Genomic DNA, 22,075 nt, shown 5'->3' on the forward strand with positions numbered 1-22,075 from the left:
AACGCGGGCGTCAACCTGACGTCGTGCACGCGAGAGCCACCGCCCGGGCGTGGGGCGTCAGGAACGTCATCAACGTATCGGCGTCTGCGACGCGATGCGACGGTGCCGAGGCTGCCAACACGGCGACGAGACTGTCGTCGGCGCCGCGGATCGGGAGAGCCAGACACCCATGTCCAGGCACGAGAATCCCGCGCTGAGTGGAAAACGCCGGGCGTTCACCGCGGGCATCTGCGGCGACAATCCGCCCGATGGCAGAACACTCCGGTTCGGCGATGACCCGGGCCGGATCGGACAGCGGAAAATCCGGATCGATGTCGAACAGCTCCAACGCCGGGCGCCGCGTAGGCCGGTGCAGCACCAGATGTATGCCGAACCGCGCTTCGGCGCGCACGGCGTCGACTGCTTCGCGCAACCGGTCCGCGGGAGTGGTGGGGATGCCGACCAGCCGGTCGATGCGGCGGCCCAGCGCGAACCCGCCCAAATCCGGTGTACGAACCAGGTATTCGCTCTCCAACAAGACGGCGAGCAACCGGTACGCCGAGGACCGGGACATCCGCAGCCGGTGCGTGATCTCCAGCGCCGTGATCCCGGGTCCCGCGGCCGCGACCTCTTCGATGATGGACAGCGCGGCGAGCGCCGAACGCGAACCGGCGTCGGGGCGCAGCGCTCGGGTCATGACGAGCCCCGCAAGTAGCCACGCCAGACCTCGGACCTGACGGTTCCCGCGTGCGCGCCGATCGACGCGAACGCGTCCGGACGGCTGCTGCGCAATCGCCATCCGGCGGCGGCCCACAGCAGCATCCAGGCCATGGCGGCTACCGCTCCAATCCAGAACGGACCGGTGATCGTCAGTCCCCAGAATTCGGCCACCATGGCGGTGAGAACCAGTGCGCAGGCCGGTCCGATCACCAACGCCACCCTGCTGGGTTCGCCCAGGCGCCGCAGCATCGCGGGCATCGCGCCGGCCAGTGCGGCATATGCCAGCAGGTAGCCGCAGACCGCGCCGGCCATCAGCGAGCCGCATGCCGCTGCCGGGTCGGCACCGCATGCACTCATGGCGAAAGGCACGCCGAACACGGTCGCGGTGCACACCCAGATCCCGACGGTTGGTGCCTTGCTGCGTAGATCGGTGTGGCCGAGTGCCGTCGGTAAGACGCCTTCGCGGGCCAGGGACAGCAAGACCCGGGCTGCCGCTGTCGTGAATGCCAGCGCGCAGGCGAAAGACGACAGCGTCGTCGCGAGGTAGAGGGCCGGCACCAGTATCCGGCCACCGGGTTCGGCAGCCAGTGCCCCGAACCACGAATCTGTCGGTGTCTGGCTTGGTGTTCCGGCTTGGGTCAAGGTCGCAAGCATCACGACGGGCCCGGCCAGCAGCAGCGAGCCACGGATTGCCGCTGGCACAGTGCGCAGCGGAGCGCGGGTCTCGACCGACAGCACTGTCGCGGTCTCAAAGCCGGCGAATGCCGCCATTGCGACCGCGACACCACCAGCCAGGTGCCCGAGATCGAGGATGGGAGCCAGCACCGAATCATGTAGACGGCGTACGTCACCATGCCAGACCAGCCACCCCGCGACCACCACCACCAGACCCACCGCGATGGTCTCGGTCACCAGCGCGACCCGCGCCGACAGACGGATACCGCGAACCAGCACCACCCCGCTGGCAACTGCGAACCCGAGCGCGCCGACCGCGACCAGCCAGCCGTGCGCCGTCAGCCCCACCGAGGATGCCAACCGTAACGCGAACGCCGAGGACTCGGTGACCGCGACCATTCCGATGCCGAGGTAGCCGAGCAACAGTGCACCGGCGGTGACGAACCCGGCCACCGGCCCGACGCCAACGGCAACGTACGTATAGAGCGAACCCGCTGCGGGCACACGCCGCGCGAATCCCCGAACCAGCCACGACAGGACCAGGGCGAGAGCGAACGCAATGGCCGTGCTCGCAACGACCGGACCGCCGTGGGCAGCGACCAATATCGGGCTCGCCGCCGCGGCGCCGCAGGGCGCCATGGCCGAAACGGACTGTGCCGCAACATCGGCAGCGCCCAGCGCGCCGCGATCCAGGCCGCCCAGGCGCGTGCGCGGGCCCAGGCCGTGCAGTGGCACCTGATTGTCCGTGGTGAGCATCGCCGAGTATAGAAATCCCGCTGTTTCTGCCACGTTTCGCCGTGGTGTCGACCGCGTATCCCACACTGGGACAACACTTCCCACGCGAAGAGCCGACGCCGCAACGCGGTGGACACCGGCGCGCAAATGCCTGGCAGCACGCTCGTCGGCATCCCGATCCCTTCGATACCAACGGAGGTCACGCCATGACTGTGGGCTTCACCGCACCTACCGCCGCCGAATCGACCAGGTCACACCTGAACACCGGTACGGCGGCAGGACTCGATACCGACATCGCCGCAGCGCTCTGCCGGGCGAGCACGCGCCGGGGCTTCGATCCGTTCATCGACATCGACTGGGACGCCGCCGAAAACGCACTGGACCCCGATGACGCGCGTTGGCAGCTGGACTCCGACATCGCTCCGCTCGCCGCCACCGAGTGGTACGCACAGCAACCCCTCGAGCGGCGCGTCGCGATGGGCCGCTGGCTCGCCGCGAACATCCTCAAGGTGACACTGCAATTCGAGATGATGTTGATCCGCGGCGTGATTCACCACGCCGGCACCTTGCCCAACGGTTCAGTGGTGTTTCAGTACCTACTCCATGAGCTGACCGACGAATGCCACCACATCCAGATGTTCCAGGAGTTCGTCAACCGCACGGGCGCCGACGTTCCCGGTATGCGCCGAGGATCCCGGTTCTTCGGGCCGATCCTGGGCTTCCTCGGCGGCTACGCCAATATCTTCCTGTTCATCGGAGTGCTGTGCGGGGAACAGCCGTTGCACTTCCAGCAGACGTTGCAGCATCGCGGTTCAGCGGGAGTGCCCCCGCTGTTGAACAAGGTCACCTCCATTCACCTCGCCGAGGAAGCCAGGCACATCTCGTTCGCAAACCACTATCTGGCACAACGAATCCCGGCAGCGGGACGGTTGCGGCGGTGGTGCTACGCCATGGCATTCCCGATCTACCTTCGCTGGCTGATCGGCGAGATGATCGCACCACCACGCGCATTCGCCCGCCAGTTCGGGGTACCGCGACGCGTCTTCAAGGCTGCCTACTGGCGCAGCGCTCGATCCAGGCAGATGTTGGCCGAATCGGCCGCGGACGTCCGACTCGCTGCCGACGACCTCGGTTTGCGCACCGTCTGGACCCGCTGGTTGTGGCGGCTGTTGGGTATCGACGGCCGGTTGCCGCGGTACCGCAGCGAGCCCGATCGCAGTCAGTCGTGCGCCCGCACAGGTTTCGGCGCCACGGTGATGTGGAGCCGAATCGCGGCCGCGGCGATAGCGGCCGGTGTTGCGATGGCGGCGACGCCGGTCGGGCTGCGGATCATCACGGTGGCGGCGGTCGGAACGGCCGTGTGGGCGTCTTATCACCTGCTTCGGACCCGCCGCGGTGGCGTGGTCGGCAACCAGCCTTTCGAGTGGCCGCGGCTCGCCGTCTGGATCGCTGTGTGCAGCAGCATGATTCCCGCGGGCGGGCTGATCGGACTCGCATTGGTCGTGCTGAGCATTCTCGCGGTTGCCGAGTTCATGCCAGGCCTATGAGGACCTTGCCGATTGGTAGACCGATCGGTATATTCACCGTATCGGGCCCATCGCCATGGCCGCCAAGGAGGAAGCTCGTGGGAACAGTTCACACTCGCGCCGAGCAACGACAGTTCCGGGTGTTCCGCGCGGTCGGGCGTTACCTGCTCAACCCGACGGTGCGGGGTCTGGCGCGTCTCGGCGCCGTCCGCCCAACGCAGGTAAGCGAATTGGAAACCCGCGGTCGTAAAACCGGGCAGCTGCGGCGGGTTCCGGTTTCGCCGATCTTCGATGAGACCGGCGCCTGGGTCATCTGCGGGCACGGCACGCTGTCGGGCTGGGGTGCCAACATCGAGGCCAATCCGAATGTTCGCCTCCAGCAGGGTGATCGATGGCGGTCCGGCATCGCGACTTTTGCGCCGGAGGACGACGTGCGTGCCCGCGTGCGGCTGTCCGGTGCGGCCGGACCGAGAATCGCGTCCTACGGGACCGCGCCGGTGTCGGTGCGCATCGAATTCACCGACTAGACCGTCGGCCGTGACGCCGGTACCCGGACCATCGGATCAGAAGGATCAAAACGCGCCACCACAGCGCGAGCGCTGTCGAATTACCGCAGGTCTGAGCCGATTCGGGGGTGATGCTGTCATCGTGCCGACGATGCGGTGACGCCGTCGCCACACCGGATCCCGTCGAAGCCGGTGTTACGTTGCGGGCCTTCAAGCAGGTCTGCAAGGGAAGATGGATGGTATCGGCACCCGCACGCGGTTCTGGCGCGCTCAGCTCGAGCGGCGTGCCCACAGCAGTTCCCCTGAGTAGTGCGGCCGGAGCCGAACGACGCCGGCGCGATCGCGGCGAGCTTGCCCGGCTGGCGTTGCTGTCCGCGTTGCCGATCCTGAGCCTCGTCGTAGTCGTCATCGGCTGGGACGCCGCGGTGCGGTTCGAACTCTTCTCCGCCCGGCTCCTGCCCGCGCCCGCGCAGGTTGTGCACGCCGCGCGTGAGATGTACAGCGACGGAACGCTGTTCGCTGATTCCGTCGCGAGCTTTCGGCGGGCGCTCCAGGGCTTTGTCGTCGGATCGCTGATCGCCATCGTGGTGGGGACCCTCACGGGCCGATCGCGCATCGCCCGGGGGCTGTTGGAGCCGACGATCCAGATCGTCCGGCCCATCCCGGCAATTGCCCTGGTGCCGTTGGCAATCCTGTGGTTCGGCATCGGTGAAGAGTCCAAGCTGTTCCTCACCAGCCTCGGCGTCTTCTTCCCGGTCTGGGTCAACACGCACGCCGGCATCGCGGCGACACGCGACGACCATCTACGGGTGGCGGCATCGCTCGGCGCGTCAAAATTGTTGACGTTCACCAACGTCGTGCTGCCGGGCGCACTGCCATCGGTCCTCACCGGCCTGCGTCAGGGGATCGCGACGTCCCTCATCCTGATCGTGGCATCCGAGCAGTCCGGCGTCACCGAGGGGCTCGGTTTCCGGCTCGACCAGGCGCGCCTGTTCAGCCAACCCGACCGGTTGTTCGTCTGTCTCGGGGCGCTGGGTATCGTCGGCGCCCTCGCCGATCAGCTGTTCCACCAGGCCACCCGTCACACCGTGCGCTGGGCGAAGGAACAGTCGTGACCGCCGGCGACATCACGGTCGGCTCGCTGGCGGTGCGTTACCCGGGCGCGGACCGTCCCGTCGTCGACGGCCTCGACCTCACCATCGAATCCGGGGCATTCCTGGCGATCCTCGGGCCGTCGGGTTGCGGCAAGTCGACCCTGCTGAATGTCATCGCTGGATTCGTCAGGCCGACAACGGGTTCGGTGACTTTCGCGGGTCGGCTGGTGACCGGACCGGGACGTGAGCGGGGCGTCGTGTTCCAGCGCGACGTCCTGTTCCCCTGGGCCACCGTCGGAAGCAACATCGGGTTCGCGCTGCGCGCGGCGAAGGTGCCCCGCGCGCAGCGGCGCGCCCGGATCGCCGAGTTGATCAGCGCGGTCGGTCTCGCACCGGACGTCGCGCACAAGCGTCCACACGAGCTGTCCGGTGGCATGCGGCAGCGCGTCGGAATCGCCCGTGCCCTGGCGAACAGCCCGCGAGTGTTGTTGATGGACGAGCCATTCGGTGCGCTGGACGCCTTGACCCGCCAGCAGATGCAAGACCTGGTGGTCGAACTGTGGGAGCGCAGCAGGCCTACCGTCGTCTTCGTCACGCACGATGTGGACGAGGCGATTCGCATCGCGTCGTCGATTGTCGTGATGGACCACACCGGCGCCATCGCCGATCACCTCAGCAACCCGCTGCCGCGGCCTCGGCCCGCGAGCCGTCTCGGCGAGTTCGACGATTACGCGGCACTGCGCCGTCGTCTGCACGATCTGCTGCACGGGCAGCAACCGGCCCTCACCTCGGGAGAACACGGATGAACACACATCGGAAGATTGCCGCGATATTCGTTGCCGCGCTGGCGGTTCTGGGCATTGCGGGCTGCAGTGGTTCGAGTAAGGAAAGTGCGGCCGACTCGCTCACCCTGGCGTGGGTGGTCGACCCGTCCTGGGCGCAGGTGCCGGTCGCCAATGATCTCGGATATTTCAAGCAGCACGGGGTCAACGTCAACATCGTCCCGTTCCCGACGGGTGCCGCGGCGCTCGAGGCGCTGGCGGGCGGCGCGGTGGACATCGCCAATGGCGGCGATGTCCCCACTTCGGCTGCGGCGCTGAAGAATCCGAATCTGCGGGTTTTCGCAGACGGAGCCATCTGGCCGGAGGGCAGATTCGTCGCGCGCCGCTCGGCCGGCATCAACTCGATTGCCGACCTGGCCGGCCGCAAGATCGCCGTGCCTCTGGGCAGCAGCGCGCATTACTTCGCGAGCCGATTCCTCACCGAAGCCAACGTGAAGGCGGACCTGATCCAGACCGGGCCGGCCGAGATCGTCACCGCGATCACCAATCACAACGTCGACGCCATCGCCGTGTTCCAGCCGGCGCTGGCGAAAGCGGTTGCGGCACTGGGCAGTGACGCAATAGAGCTGCAGGGCCGGCAGAAGTACAACCAGCACAGTCTGTACCTGGCCAACGCGAGCGTCCTCGACTCGAAGAAGCAGGCGGTGGGCAAGTTCGTGGGGGCGATCCGCAACGCCGATGCGCCGCTGTCCGGCAAGGACCCGGCGGCCCTGACCGCGGTCGCGAAAGCAACAGGGCTGGACGACAACCTGATCAGCCAGGTCACGTCGGAGTTCAGGTACCAGACGCACCTCAGGCCGGAACTCGCCGCTGATCTCGCCGACCGCGCCCGCTGGGCGCAGAGCATCGGCCGCATCCCTGCTGACCAGCACATCCCCGACTACCAGAACATCATCGCCGGATCGTTTGTGACGGAGAGCAATTCATGAGCGGGGCATACCTGATCGGCTTGGGCGGCACCATCTCCATGCACCAGACCGCGCAGGGCGCGGTGCCTGTGACCGGGGCGGTCGAGCTGTCCGAGACCGTGGCGGGCTTTTCCGGCGCCGAGAGCCTCGCACTGGTCGGTGGTTCCGAGGTCGACTTCGACCTGTTGGAACGTCTCGTCGCCCGGGCTCGCGAACTGGTTGCCGACGGAGCTGACGGCATCGTCGTGACCACAGGCACGGACTCGATCGAAGAGGTGGCGGCCTGGCTGTCCTACCGGGAGAACTGGCCGGTGCCGGTGGTGGTCACCGGCTCGATGATCCTCGGCACGCGGCATGACAGCGACGGCCGCGCCAACCTCGCGGACGCGCTGGCGGTGGCGTCCTCGGGTGCCGACATCGACCCGGTGGTGGTGTTCGCCGGGAAGATCTTCGATGGCCGTGAGGCCGTGAAGGTTTCGGGGGTCGTACGAGACGCCTTCGACGCGCCGGGGCGCGGGCCCATCGGCTACGTCGTCGGCGGCCAGGTCCAGTGGCATCGGTCTCCGCAGCGCCGCACGAGCCATGGTGATCCCACCGGTCCGATTCGGCCGGTGCCCGTGCTGCTGGCGGCGTTGGGTGACGACGGATCGGTGTTCCGTGCCGCGGGGCAGGCGCAGCAGGCGATCGTGGTGGCGGCGAACGGCGCCGGCAATCTGCCGCCGAAACAGGCTGCGGCAGTGGAGGAACTCATCGACGGCGGCCGGTTCGTCGTGCTGACCACCCGGGCTGCGGACGGTCGGGTCGCTCCGGTGTACGGATACCCCGGTGGCGTGGCCGGTCTCGTCGAACACGGTGCGCAGTTGGCTGCCGGGATATCGCCGCACCGCGCGCGGCTGCTGGTGACACTCGGGCTGGCACAGGGCCGGGACAACGACGGCCTGCGGGCGTTGATCGACAGCGAGATTCGCGCATGACCCGCGCCGCCGTCGATTCGGCCGTGGACCGTCGTGAACTCGTCGAGCTCACCACTCGTCTGGTGGCCGCCGGCCAGCCTTGGTGCGAGAACAGCCTTGATGGTCCGAGTCGCCCGCCGGAAGAGGAGCGCATCGCACGTCCGCTGGGTGAGTTGTTGCGCGAGTGGGGCTTCACCGTCGAGTTGGTGGGCCGCACGCCGCAGCGACCGAATGTGGTGGCGACGAAGCGCTTCGGCGCCGGTCCGACCCTCATGCTCAACGATCACCTCGACACCTACCCGTCCGGCCCGCCGAGCCGGTGGCGCATCTGCGCCGGAAATCCCTATGCGGCAGTCGAATCGGATGGCCGGATCTATGCGCGCGGCACGTCGGACACCCGCGCCAACCTCGCGGCGCTGCTGACCGCGGCCAAACGCCTCGTCGACGATCCGCCGGAGTACGGGACCCTGCAGGTGGTCCTGACGGTCGACGAGGAACGTAACGGCGTCGAAGGTTCCAAGTACCTGGTCGACGAGCACGGCCTGCGTCCCGACGCCTCCATCACCGTCGAACCGACCGCGTGGACCGACGACGGCGGCAGCGGTATCGCCCTGGCGGTGGCACAGACCGGTCACGCGCTGCTGGACATCACGGCCCGCGGGCGGTCGAGCCACATCTGGCGGCCTGATACCGGTGTCAACCCGGCGCTGTTCCTCGCTGAGTTCCTGTCCGGCATCGCCGCGGATCCCGTTGGGGATTGGCCGGTTTCGGTGGTGGGCCTGCACGCGGGGGAGACCGGCATGGCGCAGTTCACTCCGTTGGAGGCGAGCGCACGCGTTGCGGCCGTCAACATCGGCCCCGATGTGGTCGCCGGTCGGTTGCTCGAAGAGTTTCACCGCAGCCTGACCGCGGCCCGACCCGAAGGCATTGAGGTCGATGTCGAATTCGCGCCCGGCCCGACGTTCGTCGCAGGCACCGTACCGCTGACGGCCGGCGATCCGCTGGTCGCTGCGATCCGGAGCGCATACCGCGGTGTCACGGGCGAGGATGTCCGCACTTACACAAAACCTGCTTTCAACGACACCATCCGCTTCCGCCACGTCGGCATTCCCGCGGTCACGTTCGGCCCCGGTGACGACGGGTGGGCAGTGTACGACGAGAGCATCAGCATCGACAGAATGGCAACCGCCGTTCAGGTACTCGAAGCCGCTGTGCGGGAGTATTTTTCGGCTACCGGCCCCGCTTAGTGCGTCGCCAGGTGGTCATGGACACAGGCGATGAATGCCTGGCAGGCCGCCGAACGCAGGTGCGGTCGCGGTGCGACGAGATGTACCTGGCGGTGCATCTGGACGCCTGTGACGGGGCGAAGCGCCAAGGTGCTGTCGCTGTCGGCGCGGGTGCGCGCAACCGATTCCGGCAGCAGCGCCACCCCGAGGTTCTGGCGCACGAAGTGCACGACCTCGTCGACCCGGGTGACCTCGAAGGCCACCCGGCGTGGCACGCCGGCAAAGCCGCGGTCGGTTTCGTGCCGGAGTCCGTAACCGAGGGGAAAGTCGATGAACGGCAACGCCGCCAGTTCGGTCAGCGCCACCGCCCGCTGTCGGGTCAGCGGGTGATCGCGGGGCATGACCGCGATCAGCGACTCGGTGAACAAGTGGGTGAAGTCCAACTGGTCGCTGGCCGGGGAGACGTTGGAGCCGACGATGGCCGCGTCCAGCTTGCGGTCGCGCGTCGCCGTCAGCAGGACGTCGCTGCCTCCGCTGCGCAGGGTCACGCTCACGTCCGGGTAGCGCGAGTGAAACGTCGCCATCAGTGTTGCGACGTCAAGGCTTTCGGACGGCACCTCCATCATCCCGACGGTCAGGCGTCCGGTGACGGTGCCGCTGAGGGCCTGGGCGTCGACTTTGATCTGGTCGATGCCGGCGACCACCTGGTGTACCAGCGGCAGGAGCGCCTCACCGGCCGGGGTGAGCGAGACAGCCCGGGTGGTGCGCTCGAAGAGCGTGACGCCGAGCTCCTCCTCGAATTTTCGCACCTGCTGGCTGAGCGCCGATTGCACGACAAAAGAAGTCTCGGCCGCTTTGGTGAAGCTCTTGGCTTCGGCCAGGGCGACCACGTAATGGAGCTGCTGCAGATTCATGGTTATTCACTTTCAATGATGAATCGCATCATATCTATTAACTGGACTCCTAGGTGCAATGCGGAAAGGATGGGTTGATGTCCCGTGCGATTCCCCTCCGTCCGCAGAGTCCGTTGCACAGCAATGACTGCTCGGTGGCTGCGGTGCGCGACGCCATCACTGCCGAATTCGACGCGGTGCCCTTCCTCGGCGAGCTGACGTGCTCGCACACGTCGGTGGTCGCCGGCGCGGTCGAGGAGATCGTCTTCACCTACACGGTCGGCCGGTCGGGTATCGCCGACAGCGGCTGGCTCAAACTGTGCTTCCGCTACTACTCCGACTGGGACCTGCAGACCGCTGATCCCGCCGGACGCGACTATGCCGGCGCGCAGTTGGTCAGCAGATCATTGGTGGGGCGGGCCTCCGAAGCCGGTGCGGCCACCGTGCAGCAGCTCGCAGTCCGATACGACGTCAAGGGCGGGGAGCGGCCGTTCCAGAAATCGCTGCTCATCCACGCGGTCGACGGCTACCTCCGACCCGGCGATGTGATCGAAATCCGGCTCGGGGACCGGCGATTCGGCGGTCCGGGCACCCGCGTGCAGACTTTCGTCGAGGACGAGTTCGAAGTGCATCTGTTCGTCGACCCGCTGGGTACCTCCCGGATGGCCCGGGCCGGTGTCAATCGGCTGGCGATCGTGCCCGGCCCGCCCGAGCGGGTGGTGGTCCGCGGACCACGGCTGGTGCGCAGCGACGCCGGCACCGTCACGCTTCGCGCTCACCTGCAGGACCGGTGGGGCAACGCCTGCATCGATACCGCTGCCACACTGCGTGCGCTCATCGACGGCGCCACCGCGGCCGAGGCGCACACGCCGTCCGCCGGATGGGCAAGTGTGTCCCTCGTGGTGCCGGCGCGCGCCGCGCACATCGAGGTCGTCACCGACACACGCGCGGACGTGCGGCCTGCCGACACCGTCCTCGACGTGATCGACGACCTGCTCGCCCCGCGTGCGTTCTTCACGGACCTGCATGTCCATTCGAACGACACTGTCGGCACCCAGGACACTGCCTGGAACCTGCGCTATGCCCGCGATATCGGGGCGCTCGACGTTGTCGGCTACACCGCCAACGATTTTCAGATCACCGACGAAGCCTGGATCGATGTGGTCGACGCCTGCCGGGCGATCTCGAGCGACGGCAGCCTGGTCTGCTTCCCGGGTGTCGAGTGGTGCGGCACCGCCGGTGTCGGCGGTGACCACAACGTCGTCTTTCTCGGCGACGACACCACGCTGGCGCGCTCGCTGGAATGGCACCAGGGGATGGCCAGCACCGTGCCGACACCCCAAACCTGGCCCATCACAGAGCTTTACGCCGCCTACGAGAAGGACCCGGATTCGTACCTGCTGATCCCACACGTGGGTGGCCGGCGCGCGATCCTGGACTGGCACCATCCCGAGCTCGAACGGCTGATCGAGGTGCACTCGTCCTGGGGGAGCAGTCCCTGGTTCCTGGAAGATGCGCTGGCCCGCGGCCTGCGTCTGGGCGCCAGCGCCGCCAGCGACGAGCACCGTGGCCGGCCCGGAGGTGGGGCGCCCGGAGCGAACATCTTCGGCGGATTCGGCGGTCTGACAGGCGTTCTCGCGCCGCAGCTCACCAAAGCCGACGTGGGACGCACGCTGCGTGCCCGCCGGACGTGGGCGACGACCGGCGCGCGTGCCGTCGCGCTGCTGCGCAGTGGCGACGCCTGGATGGGCGACGAAATCGACACCGAAGACGACGAATTGAACGTCGACTACGCGCTGTACGGCACGTCCGGCTGGGACGAGATCGCCATCTACGACAGCACGGGGCGACTGTGGCAGCGCAACCTGCACAACGAGACCGGACTGTCCGACGAACTCGTGCGCATCCGATGGGGTGGAGCGCGGCACCGCGACCGCTACCGGTGGGCGACGTGGTCGGGGGAAGTCCGGGTGACGGGTACCGAGTTGCTCGATGTAACACCCTGGGCCGCAGCGCATCCGGAGCAACACTTCGACGCTGCCGGCGAAGCCGTGCGCTGGCGGACCACAACCTACGGTTCGGACGTCGGCATTGTGATGCGGTTGGCGGATCTCGCGGCGGCCCGCTTCCGAATTCAGGCGTCGGTGCACGAGGACGGCCTGCACGTGGAGCGCGAGTTCTCGGGTGCCGAGTTGATCCGTGCCGGTCACATCGAAACCGCCATGGGCGGGCTGAATCTGCGGTTGCGCGCCGAACGGGTGGCCGAATTCTCCGGGTTGCCCACCACGGTAACGGGCGACCTCGTGCTCGGTCTGCCACCTGGCACCAGTGCCACGTATGTGCGCGCCACCCAGTCCGACGGTCATCAGGTGTGGACCAGCCCGCTGTTCGTCACCCGTTCGGGCGGCCAGACGCGATGTCCCGAGCCGGCCTGACCTCGCGTCTCACCCGCTCGATCGACATCAAGGAAAACCGTGTTCTCTCAACGTCATTTCACCCGGCTGCTCGCGCTGGGCGCAGCCGTCACCGCCGTTGTCGCGCTGGCCGGATGCGCTTCATCGACCAAGTCGGCGTCGTCGTCTGCCGTGCCGTTGCGGCTGGGCTACCTGACTCGTGTCACTCACGCGCCGGCGCTGGTCGGCGTCAACGACGGGCTGTTCGCCCACCAGCTCGGCTCCGGGGTCACCTTCACAGCGCAACCGTTCAGCACGGGCACCGAAGAGATCACCGCGCTGCTGTCGGGCCATCTCGACGCCGCATACGTGGGGCCCAACCCCGCTTTCAACGCCTGGCAGAAATCGAATGGCAAAGCCATCAAGATCATTTCAGGTGCCGCCAGCGGTGGTACTTCGATGGTCGTCCAACCGGGGATCACGTCTGCCCAGGACCTCAGGGGCAAGACGGTGGCTGATCCGGCGCTCGGTGGCACCCAGGACGTCAGCCTCCGCGATTGGCTCGCCAAAAACGGGTTGAAGACCGATACCCAAGGCGGCGGCGATGTTTCGGTCAAGCCGACCAACCCGGAATCGGCGATCGTCCAGCAGTTCGTGAGCAAGCAGATCGCCGGTGCGCTGGATTCCGCGCCGTTCGACGTGCAGATGATCAGAGCCGGCGGCGTGCGGTTGTGGTCGGACCCGAACACCATCACCGTGCTGGTCGTGCGTCAGGACTTCCTCGCCGAGCATCCCGACGCCGTGGCCGGGCTGCTGCGCGGCCAGGTTCAGGCCAATGACAAGATCGGCGCCGATCCCACGGCCGCAGCGCAATCGGCCAATGCCGCACTCACGAAAACGCTTGGGAAGGGCCTGGATCCGGAGGTGTTGGCCGAGTCGTTCAAGGAGACGACGTTCACCAACGATCCGGGCGTCGCATCGCTGCGCGAACAGGTGAGCAAGGCCGTCGCCATCGGCCTGTTGCAGCCGCTGAACATCGACGGTCTCTTCGATCCGGCCCCGCTCAACGCGGTGCTGGCGGCATCAGGCAAACCGGCGGTTGCGGCGTGACCCGCTGTGCGGACGCCGGTGAGATCACCGTGACTGTTCCCACGCCGCCTCCGGTACCGCAGCCGGCATTGGAACTGGTCGACGTGACAAAGCGCTATGGGAAGGGATCTGCCGCGGTAGCAGCCTTGGACCCGGTCAGCCTGACGGTCACCGAAGGCGAATTCGTCTGTCTGGTCGGCAGTTCCGGTTGTGGCAAGAGCACGCTGTTGTCGATCATCGCCGGACTGGACGCGCCGTCGAGCGGGACGGTCGAGACGTTCGGTCGCCGGGTGGCACTGATGTTTCAGGAGCCGGCTCTGTTCCCCTGGCTGACGGCAGCAGCCAACGTCGATCTCGCGCTGCGGGCGCGTGCGGTGCCGCGGGACGTGCGCCGCGAGCGGGTCGCCCGCCTGCTGACCACGGTCGGGTTGGCCGAATTCGCCGGCAAGCGTCCACATCAGTTGTCGGGCGGTATGCGGCAGCGGGTTGCGCTGGCCCGCGCGCTCGCTCAGGACGCCGACGTGCTGCTGATGGACGAGCCTTTTGGCGCGCTGGATGCACTGACGCGTGATCTGCTCCACGAGGAACTCGAGCACATCGTCGAATCACAGGGATTGACCGTGGTTTTCGTGACACACAATGTGCGGGAAGCGGTGCGGCTGGCTGACCGGGTGCTTCTCTTGGGGGCTCGACCGGGTCGTGTGGTCGAAGAGTTCCAGGTTCGGGCATCGCGTCCTCGTCAGATCAACACCGCCGACGTCGCGGAGTTGGCGGCACACATCACGGGGCGACTGCACGAGGAAGGCAGCGGTAATCGTGGTCGGTAGTGGAGTCGCCGAATTGGCTGGGTCGGCACGGCACACCGCAGGTCGACTGCAGTCGGTGCTGGCATCGCTGTGGGCGAAGGCGCTGGCCCTGCTGGTCGTGTTGGGGGCGTGGCAGCTGGTCTGTCTGAGCGGCTGGAAATCGTCCGTGGTCTTGCCCAGTCCCGCGGCTGTCGGCGCCACCCTGTGGCAGCAGTTGCACGATGCGGTGTTGTGGCAGGCGGCTTCGACGACGATGGCGCGGGCGGTAATCGGTTTCGGCTTGTCGCTGCTCATCGGTACGGTCATCGGTAGCGTTCTGTCCCGTAACAAACTGTTGCGCAACACGTTCGGCCCACTGATCACCGGACTGCAGACGATGCCGGCCATCGCCTGGTTTCCCTTCGCGATCATCTTCTTCGGTCTCAACACCTCGGCCATCCTGTTCGTCATCGTCATCGGTGCCGCGCCGTCGGTGGCGCTCGGCGTGATCTCGGGCGCCGACCACATTCCACCGCTGCAGTTGCGCGCGGCAAAGACCATGGGGCTGAAGCGGTTTGCGCTGTACCGGCATGTGATCCTGCCGGCCTCACTGCCGACGTTCGTCAGCGGATTACGTCAGGGCTGGGCGTTCGCATGGCGCAGCCTCATGGCGGGTGAACTGGTCGTGATGGTCGCCGGCACTGCATCGATCGGGGTCCTGCTGGAGAACGCGCAGAACATGAGTGACATGCCGCTGGCCATAGCCGTCATGATCGTCGTGCTGGTGATCGGCATCATCGTCGACTCAGTGTTCGGCGTGGCGGACCGACAAATCCGCCGGTACTGGGGACTGGTCGACGGTGACCGCGAATGACCGGCGGTGCGGGACCATTCCGCCTCTGGGCCTTCGGCGATGCACACGTGGGCACCGACCGGAGATTCGGCAGAGACAGTCTGGCCGAGGCGATCTCGCAGTCCGAGGCCGGCGGGTCTGAGGGTGGCCCGGCGTTCGACTGGGACATCGCAGTGGACGTCGGCGACATGTCCGGCGCCCATCACCACCTGCCGGACGACGCTGAGGGGTGCGAGCTGCGGCGGCAGTTCGCCAGCCTGCGCCGTCATCGGCGCGAGGACATCTACAGCGTGTGCGGCAACCATGACCGCAGTGGGCTGGACGAACCCGAGGCCTGGTGGTGGCAGAAATGGGTTGACCCGCTCGGACAGCACACCGCATCTTCCGGAGTCGACAACGCCCGCCGGCCCTTTGCGGTCGACGGGGTTTGGCAGCACTACGCGTTCCGGGTGGGGAACCTGCTGTTCCTCATGCTGAGTGACCGCAACGAACCAACCCAGTCTGTCGGTCGCGGCACGTTGGGCGGAAACCCCGGGGGAGTGGTCAGCGGTGAGACGTTCCGATGGTGGAAAGCCATGGTGCTGGCCAATCCCGACGCGATCATCGTCACGGTGCACCACTACGTCCTCAAGGACACCACGGTCGCCTCGGGAGAGTGGGAAGGCGTGCGTCGCGACGCCGACGGCCAGTTGGTCGAGCACTACCACCGGCCGTTCGCGGCAGGCACACCGCAGGGCGCGTCGTACCTGTACTGGGTCGACAGTCAGCCCGACTCCGGCGCCTTCGAGCAGTTCCTGGCCGCGCATCCGGGGCGAGTGCAGCTGTGGATCGCCGGGCACACCCACACCCATCCCGATGACAATTTCGGTGGCAAGAGTCATATCGAACAGCGCTGGGGCACATGGTTTCTCAACGTCGCCTCGTTGAGCCGGCACCACATGCCGATCACGACGCTGCCACTGAGTCGGTTGCTGACGTTCACACCGGGCAGCGCGGAAGTCCGGGTGCAGTGCTACCTGCACACCAGCCAGCACGCGCCGCAGGGCTGGTATGACAAGGCGGAGAAGGTGATTGCGCTGCAGACGCCGTTCCGCTGGACCGGTTCGCCGGCGGAATGATCTACAGCGATTTGCCGACGAGCGCGGCCAGATCGGCGATGCGGTTGGAGTAGCCCCACTCGTTGTCATACCAGGACACGACCTTGGCTTGGTTGTCGATGACCTTGGTCAGCCCCGCATCGAACAGCGAACTGTGCGGGTCGGTGACGATATCGGACGACACGATCGGCGCGTCGTAGTACTTCAAAATTCCCTTGAGCGGCCCCTCGGCCGCCGCCTGCATCGCGGCGTTGATCTCCGCAGCCGACGCCGACTTGCCCAGCTCGGCGGTCAGATCGGTGACCGACCCGGTGGGCACCGGCACCCGCAGCGCGTACCCGTCCAACTTGCCCTTGAGTTCGGGCAGCACCAGGCCGATGGCCTTGGCCGCGCCGGTGGAGGTCGGCACGATGTTGATCGCCGCCGCGCGGGCCCGGCGCAGATCCTTGTGCGGCCCGTCCTGCAGGTTCTGATCCTGGGTGTAGGCGTGGATCGTGGTCATCAACCCGCGCTCGATCCCGAACTCGTCGTTGAGGACCTTGGCGATCGGGCCCAGGCAGTTCGTGGTGCACGAGGCATTGGAGATGATGTCCTGACTGCCGTCGTACTTGTCGTCGTTGACCCCCATCACGATGGTGATGTCCTCACCGGTCGCCGGCGCGGAGATGATGACCTTCTTGGCCCCGGCTTCCAGGTGGCCACGGGCCTTGGCGGCGTCGGTGAAGATACCGGTCGATTCGACCACGATGTCCACACCCAGATCGCCCCACGGCAGCGCCGCCGGGCCTTCCTTGACCGCCAGGGCCTTGATCTTGGTCTCACCCACGATCAGGGTGTCGCCATCGGCACGGACGTCATAGGGCAGCCGGCCCAGGATCGAATCGAACTTCAACAGATGCGCCAACGCATCGGTCGAGGTCAGGTCATTGACCGCCACGATCTCCAGATCGGTGTTCTGACCTTGCGCAATTTGTGCGTCCAGGGCCCGGAAAAAGTTACGCCCGATACGCCCGAAACCGTTGACGCCGATCCGAATAGTCACTGCTGATGCTCCTCGCTTGATCGTTTCAGAACGAACCATACACTCATTGGGACTTTCTGCAAGCCCATTACGTACTTCAAATACCTAAGTGGTGGTGACTTACGCTTGCCTCGGCACGTGCCGCCTTGCTTCAATGGCAGTCATGGCGCTCAGCGGCACGTCGGTGTCACCTACTGCCGGCGAAGTGTTCGCCGTGATCCGGGATCACCGGGCTATTACCCGCAGCGAGATCGGCCGAATCACCGGCCTGTCCCGCACCGCAGTGACCACACGGATCGCGGCACTGGAAGCCGACAATCTGGTGATCGAGCCCGAGCATGTGGCGTCGACGGGCGGGCGTCCGGCCACGCAGCTCATGTTCAACGTCGATGCCGGCATCGTCTTCGCCGTGGCCATCGGGCGCAGTCGCACCCAGCTGGCATTGTGCAACCTCGCCGGCGAAATCCTCGCCACCGCCGAGATCGATCAGGAGCCCGGCATGGGCCCGGACGATCTGATGCCCGACCTGGTGAAACGGCTCGATGAGCTACTCGACGACTCCGGGCGCCGCGGCGACCGCATCTTCGGCATCGGTCTCAGTCTGCCGGGCACGGTCGATCGGCAGCTCGGGGCGAGCCTGGACTCACCGAACATGAGCGGGTGGGACGGTGTGCCGCTGGCGCCGTACTTCCAGCACCTCACCGATGCGCCGGTGGTCATGGACAACGACGCCAATGTGATCGCACTGGCCGAACGCCGTTTCGGATTTGCCGATGTGCAGGACATGCTGGTTGTCAAAGCCTCCACCGGACTGGGTGCCGGCATCGTGATGGGCGGGCAACTTCGGCGCGGCGCGGTGCAGGCCGCGGGCGATTTCGGGCACAGCAAGATCGCCGCGGCTGCAGGTATTTCGTGCCGCTGCGGTGACACGGGTTGTGTCGAGGCGGTTGCCGGCGGTTGGGCGATCGTGCGTGATCTGCGACGTGATGGGTACGCCGTGGGCCATCTGCGGGACGTCGTGGCATTGGCGCATGGTGGAGATGCCAAGGCCCGCAGCAAAATTCGGGACAGTGGTCGGCATGTCGGCGAAGTGCTCGCGGCAGCTGTCAACCTGATCAACCCTGCCGTGTTGGTCGTGGCCGGTGACATGGTCGGTGCATACGACGTATTCGTGGCCGGTCTGCGAGAGACCCTGTACGGCAACGCCAGCACCCTGGCGACCCGCACCCTGCAGGTCGTCCCGTCGGTGCTTCAAGAGCGTGTCGGCATCATCGGCTGCGCGACCACGGCACTCGATCACATCTTGAGCCCTCGGATGATCGATAACTCCCTGCAGGCCAGGCTCCAGCACTCAGGCACCTGATGTTCGCGCCACGCGACGGATGAGTGTTCGGGTGGCTTTTTCCAGGATCTCCTGAGCCGCAGCGTCGTTGCGCTTCTTCTCAGCGCGCCCGACGGCTGCGGAAATCGTCAGACCTTGTTCGTACGCCGAGACCACCCGCGGATCGACGTACGAACTACGCGCTACCGCCGGGGTGTTGCCGAGTTCTTCGGCGACCTCGCGAAAGACCGCAGTCCGGGCACGACGGATGGCTGTCTTCGTGTCTGCCGGTGCAACGGCGGCGAAACCCGCGGCAGCGAGCACGGTGCCGTGCCACGTTCTCAGGTCCTTCACGCTGTACTCCTCGCCGACAAGCTCTTTGAATCGGGCGTTCAGGTCGTCAGCGTGCAGCTCCACGCAGCCCGAACCGGTGCGGCAGTACAGGAATCGGTCGGTCGGGCCTCGTCCCCGGCGCAGCGCTCGGACTGCGCGGACCACTTGTGGATCGGCCAGTTCCAGATGCCGCTGCACACCGCTCTTCGCCGGGTAGTCGAATATCACTGTGCCGCTGCGCACCTCGATGTGTTCGCAGCGCAGCGTGGCGAGTCCGCAGGAATCGTTGTCCTGGGCGTACTCCTCGCCGCCTGCGCGGAAATACCCGAGATCGATCAGATGCAGGGCCAGCGCGAGCACGCGCTCGCGGTGCAGTCCCCGGCCGGTGAGATCGGCTGCGATCCGGCCTCGCCAGTCGGGCAGGACCGTGGAGAGCTCGAGCACGCGGTCGAACTTCTCTTCGGTGCGTTCCTGTTGCCACACAGCGTGATAGAGGTACTGCCGGCGTCCCGCGGCGTCGGTACCCACGGCCTGGATATGACCGTTGCGGTGCGGGCTGATCCAGACTTTTCGCCACGCGGGTGGTATCACCAGGTCCTGGATTCGTTGCAGCGTCGCTTCGTCGGTGACGGGTGCGCCGGCGGTGTCGTAGTACGAGAAGCCGTTGCCGCGCCGCCTCCGTGTGATGCCGGGCGACGAGATGTCACTGTGTCGCAGCCTCATGGCAGACCTGCCCGGTGTCTGTGTCGCACCGTCGGTCCTTACCCCGGATCGGCTTCGGCGACACCTCTCCGACGCGGGCGTCAACCCCGGCGGTACCGGACAAAATGATGCGTAGGTCACAGTGTCCTACGTCACACTCTGAGCAGACTGCTCAACATTTCCGCTGGCTGTTGACGTGATCTCGGCAACACGGCAGATTTCGCGGCACCGATTGCTTGTGGTTTGGCCATGCCGATCCCGATCTGCTCGTGGAGATTGCGGGACACAAGGGTCGGCGGTGCGAGTGGCTCGGGGCCGCGGGCACCAATCCTGCACAGGCAACAACACACTGAGGAAATTGATGTCTCGTTCACGTCTGACCAACGCCGTCACCATCCGTCGCGTGGCAGCGGCCATCGGCGCCGGCGCTCTTGTGGCCATGGGGGCCGCCACTGTGGCGGTTGCCGAACCGGCGCGGGAGAACCCGGTTGGCGCCAATGGCTCGACGACCACCAAGGAGGCGCCTCCCACCGCGCCGCTGACCCCCTCCGCCAGCCCGGTCGTCAAGGCCGCGCCCTACGGCAAGAGCTAGGTACAAACGCCGAAAGGCCAGCTATTGCAGTCGCTTTCGGTAAGGTAGCAATAGCCGGCCAGCCGGACGACGAACTCAGGCGCGCGGCATGATCATCACTGGGACCGGTGAATGACGCAGAATCTTCGCCGCGGCCGATCCGAGGAACACCCGCGCCGACTGCCCGGCCGCGCCCGACCCGAGCAGCAGCACATCGCCCGGCGCCCAGCCCGTGTTCTCCACGGCCTGCTGCCAATCCCGCCCGCTGCTGACGACCATGTCCACGTCGGGCACCGCCAGATTTTCACGAACCTTGTTGAGCTGCTTGGTGACTTCGTCGGCCGTGCGCTTCGACCATTGCGCGACGACCATGTCCTCGGCACCCACCTCGAGTGAGGGCCCGCCGAACGCCCACGCGGGCCGCACGGTGAATGCCACGATCCGCAGCTTGGCGTTCCAGTCCCGGGACAGCTCCGCGGCAGCGCGGACCAGTCCATTGGTGTCGGCCTCACCGCCATACGCCGCAGTGAGCCGACGGATCGGTTCGTGGCTGAAGGCATATCCGCGCGGCGCGATCGCTACCGGAACCTGCGCGGTGTGCACCAGCCGCTCCGTCACGCTGCCGAGGGCCACGCGTCCCAGTAGGCCGGACGACGACGATCCGAGAACCACGGCGCGGGCCTGAAACTCCTGGGCCTGCTCGAGCAATCCGGTTGGGATGGAACCGGATTCGTGCACCAGCGTCGGGACGTCCGGTCGCCCGGGCAGGCTGTCGACGACGGCCTGCAAGGACTGGGCCGTCTGCGCCTTGATGTGCCGCAGGTACTCGTCCTCGACCGGGTCGTTGCGTGGTGGCCACGAGCGCTCGAGAACGGCCGCCGCGATGACCTTCTCGCCGGTGGTCTGTGCGATCTGCACGGCGAGGTTGATCGGTGCGCTGCCTTGCCGGGACGCGCTGAACCCGGCGATGATCGTCACGCGACAGGCTCCTCGGAGGGCGCCATCGCGATCACGTTGGTCACCGGGATGTGGTAGTCGGACCGGGCGCGGTCGACGACGTCGAAACGGTGCCAGATCGACTGCTCCGGCGGCTCCGTCGCGATGACGATCTGGTCTGGATCGAATTCGGCGACGGCGGCCGCCAGCGCGCGCAGCGGTCGGTAGTCGCCCAGCTTGCCGTCGGCCTCCAGGTTCGCCGAGTGCAGTGCGGCCAACGTTTGGTCAAGGCGTTGCTGGGCAAGGACTTTGGTGGCCTCCCAGACATCGAGGGGGCTGTGCGAGGCCGCGGCTCCGGTCTCGATCGGGCTCACCGGCACGACGACGTGATACGTCGTGGCGTTGTCGGCACCGATCGCGCGCAGTTCGTCGAGCAGCTCCTCGGAGCCGACGGTTTCGTTGGCCAGCACGAGCACCCGGTGCGGCCGCTCGGTAGCGGTGACGGGCTCCGGCACCGGCCGACGGGAGTTGAACCAGCGGTTTGCGAAGAACAAGCCGATCACGACGGCCCAGGACAGCAGGCTCAGCGTCAGGGCCCTTCTGTTGTCGCCACCCTGAACGAACATCTGGACCAGGATCGCCGTCATCGCCAAGGCCGTGATGATGGACAACACGGGGAACAGCCACATCTTGACCTTGAGCTTGTCGCCACCATTGCGGTACCGCAGCACGATCTGGGAAATCGCGATCAGCAGGTAGACGAAGAGGATGACCGCACCGCTGGAATCCAGCAGGAACTTGAAGATGAAATCCGGCGAGAAGGCCGAGGCGATGACGCCGAGGAACCCGATGACCGACGACGTGAGAATGGCGGCGGCCGGCCGCCGATCGCGATCATTGACAGCTGGCGCTGACTC

The 22,075-nt window shown here is 66.7% G+C and carries 20 protein-coding genes and 1 pseudogene; 14 read left to right on the forward strand and 7 right to left on the reverse strand.

Annotation, left to right across the window (positions count from 1 at the left end):
• Positions 1-10 precede the first annotated feature (10 nt).
• Positions 11-676 carry a helix-turn-helix domain-containing protein gene (locus tag G6N46_RS27645; RefSeq protein WP_163693065.1) on the reverse strand — a complete coding sequence of 222 codons (666 nt, stop codon included), beginning with the start codon at positions 674-676 and terminating at the stop codon, positions 11-13.
• Complete coding sequence (locus G6N46_RS27650) at positions 673-2,130, reverse strand: APC family permease (protein ID WP_064859919.1); 1,458 nt, start codon at positions 2,128-2,130, stop codon at positions 673-675. The genes G6N46_RS27645 and G6N46_RS27650 overlap by 4 nt, the downstream gene beginning before the upstream one ends.
• Before the next feature lie 185 nt (positions 2,131-2,315).
• On the opposite strand from G6N46_RS27650, the gene G6N46_RS27655 reads away from it, so the two are divergent.
• The 7 genes from G6N46_RS27655 to G6N46_RS27685 all read left to right on the forward strand — a co-directional run bounded on the left by G6N46_RS27655 (position 2,316) and on the right by G6N46_RS27685 (position 9,185).
• Complete coding sequence (locus tag G6N46_RS27655) at positions 2,316-3,656, forward strand: AurF N-oxygenase family protein (RefSeq protein WP_082934798.1); 1,341 nt, start codon at positions 2,316-2,318, stop codon at positions 3,654-3,656.
• A 77-nt stretch (positions 3,657-3,733) separates the two neighbouring features.
• Positions 3,734-4,162 (forward strand): nitroreductase family deazaflavin-dependent oxidoreductase, encoded by a 429-nt coding sequence (locus G6N46_RS27660; RefSeq protein WP_061003204.1) that lies wholly within the window; start codon positions 3,734-3,736, stop codon positions 4,160-4,162.
• Between the two features lie 263 nt (positions 4,163-4,425).
• Positions 4,426-5,256 (forward strand): ABC transporter permease, encoded by an 831-nt coding sequence (locus G6N46_RS27665; RefSeq protein ID WP_163693067.1) that lies wholly within the window; start codon positions 4,426-4,428, stop codon positions 5,254-5,256.
• On the forward strand, positions 5,253-6,041 hold the full coding sequence (locus G6N46_RS27670; protein WP_138249985.1) for an ABC transporter ATP-binding protein: 789 nt from the start codon (positions 5,253-5,255) through the stop codon (positions 6,039-6,041). Before G6N46_RS27665 ends, G6N46_RS27670 begins: the two co-directional genes overlap by 4 nt.
• The gene (locus tag G6N46_RS27675; protein WP_138249984.1) at positions 6,038-7,006 is read left to right on the forward strand and encodes an ABC transporter substrate-binding protein; all 969 of its coding nucleotides are present in this window, start codon (positions 6,038-6,040) and stop codon (positions 7,004-7,006) included. Before G6N46_RS27670 ends, G6N46_RS27675 begins: the two co-directional genes overlap by 4 nt.
• A complete protein-coding gene (locus G6N46_RS27680; RefSeq protein WP_138249983.1) occupies positions 7,003-7,959 on the forward strand; it encodes an asparaginase in 957 nt (318 codons plus the stop codon). Before G6N46_RS27675 ends, G6N46_RS27680 begins: the two co-directional genes overlap by 4 nt.
• The gene (locus tag G6N46_RS27685) at positions 7,956-9,185 is read left to right on the forward strand and encodes a M20 family metallopeptidase (RefSeq protein ID WP_138249982.1); all 1,230 of its coding nucleotides are present in this window, start codon (positions 7,956-7,958) and stop codon (positions 9,183-9,185) included. Before G6N46_RS27680 ends, G6N46_RS27685 begins: the two co-directional genes overlap by 4 nt.
• Here G6N46_RS27685 and G6N46_RS27690 read toward each other — a convergent pair.
• Complete coding sequence (locus tag G6N46_RS27690) at positions 9,182-10,078, reverse strand: LysR family transcriptional regulator (RefSeq protein ID WP_064859914.1); 897 nt, start codon at positions 10,076-10,078, stop codon at positions 9,182-9,184. The two genes, G6N46_RS27685 and G6N46_RS27690, sit on opposite strands and share 4 nt — an antisense overlap.
• A gap of 77 nt (positions 10,079-10,155) precedes the next feature.
• Here G6N46_RS27690 and G6N46_RS27695 point away from each other — a divergent pair, with 77 nt between their 5' ends.
• The 5 genes from G6N46_RS27695 (at position 10,156) to G6N46_RS27715 (ending at position 16,295) form a co-directional block, all read left to right on the forward strand.
• Positions 10,156-12,492 carry a CehA/McbA family metallohydrolase domain-containing protein gene (locus G6N46_RS27695; protein ID WP_138249981.1) on the forward strand — a complete coding sequence of 779 codons (2,337 nt, stop codon included), beginning with the start codon at positions 10,156-10,158 and terminating at the stop codon, positions 12,490-12,492.
• A gap of 39 nt (positions 12,493-12,531) precedes the next feature.
• On the forward strand, positions 12,532-13,560 hold the full coding sequence (locus tag G6N46_RS27700; protein WP_138249980.1) for an ABC transporter substrate-binding protein: 1,029 nt from the start codon (positions 12,532-12,534) through the stop codon (positions 13,558-13,560).
• A gap of 68 nt (positions 13,561-13,628) precedes the next feature.
• On the forward strand, positions 13,629-14,366 hold the full coding sequence (locus G6N46_RS27705) for an ABC transporter ATP-binding protein (RefSeq protein ID WP_082934801.1): 738 nt from the start codon (positions 13,629-13,631) through the stop codon (positions 14,364-14,366).
• Positions 14,356-15,198: an ABC transporter permease gene (locus tag G6N46_RS27710; protein WP_082934796.1), complete on the forward strand. Its 843-nt coding sequence runs from the start codon at positions 14,356-14,358 to the stop codon at positions 15,196-15,198. Before G6N46_RS27705 ends, G6N46_RS27710 begins: the two co-directional genes overlap by 11 nt.
• Positions 15,195-16,295 carry a metallophosphoesterase gene (locus G6N46_RS27715; RefSeq protein ID WP_064859912.1) on the forward strand — a complete coding sequence of 367 codons (1,101 nt, stop codon included), beginning with the start codon at positions 15,195-15,197 and terminating at the stop codon, positions 16,293-16,295. Before G6N46_RS27710 ends, G6N46_RS27715 begins: the two co-directional genes overlap by 4 nt.
• 1 nt (position 16,296) lies before the next feature.
• Here the strand turns inward: G6N46_RS27715 and gap are convergent, their stop codons facing one another.
• Positions 16,297-17,316, reverse strand: coding sequence for a type I glyceraldehyde-3-phosphate dehydrogenase (gene gap, locus G6N46_RS27720; RefSeq protein WP_163693069.1), 1,020 nt, complete (start codon positions 17,314-17,316; stop codon positions 16,297-16,299).
• Between the two features lie 142 nt (positions 17,317-17,458).
• Between gap and G6N46_RS27725 the strand changes: the two genes are divergently transcribed.
• Entirely contained in the window at positions 17,459-18,658 is a 1,200-nt protein-coding gene (locus G6N46_RS27725) for an ROK family transcriptional regulator (RefSeq protein ID WP_163693071.1), read from the forward strand.
• Here G6N46_RS27725 and G6N46_RS27730 read toward each other — a convergent pair.
• Positions 18,647-19,672 carry a DNA topoisomerase IB gene (locus tag G6N46_RS27730; RefSeq protein ID WP_138249977.1) on the reverse strand — a complete coding sequence of 342 codons (1,026 nt, stop codon included), beginning with the start codon at positions 19,670-19,672 and terminating at the stop codon, positions 18,647-18,649. The two genes, G6N46_RS27725 and G6N46_RS27730, sit on opposite strands and share 12 nt — an antisense overlap.
• 340 nt (positions 19,673-20,012) lie before the next feature.
• On the opposite strand from G6N46_RS27730, the gene G6N46_RS27735 reads away from it, so the two are divergent.
• Positions 20,013-20,243, forward strand: coding sequence for a hypothetical protein (locus G6N46_RS27735; protein WP_131808796.1), 231 nt, complete (start codon positions 20,013-20,015; stop codon positions 20,241-20,243).
• A 75-nt stretch (positions 20,244-20,318) separates the two neighbouring features.
• Here G6N46_RS27735 and G6N46_RS27740 read toward each other — a convergent pair whose 3' ends face one another.
• Both G6N46_RS27740 and G6N46_RS27745 read right to left on the reverse strand, forming a co-directional pair.
• Positions 20,319-21,200, reverse strand: a complete 882-nt coding sequence (locus tag G6N46_RS27740; RefSeq protein ID WP_138249976.1) for a universal stress protein — start codon at positions 21,198-21,200, stop codon at positions 20,319-20,321.
• Positions 21,197-22,075, reverse strand: a pseudogene (locus G6N46_RS27745) (amino acid permease); the annotation flags it as partial. The pseudogene G6N46_RS27745 and the gene G6N46_RS27740, both read right to left, overlap by 4 nt.

The sequence above is a fragment of the Mycolicibacterium phocaicum genome (assembly GCF_010731115.1).
In the GTDB taxonomy this organism is placed as follows: Bacteria; Actinomycetota; Actinomycetes; order Mycobacteriales; family Mycobacteriaceae; genus Mycobacterium; species Mycobacterium phocaicum.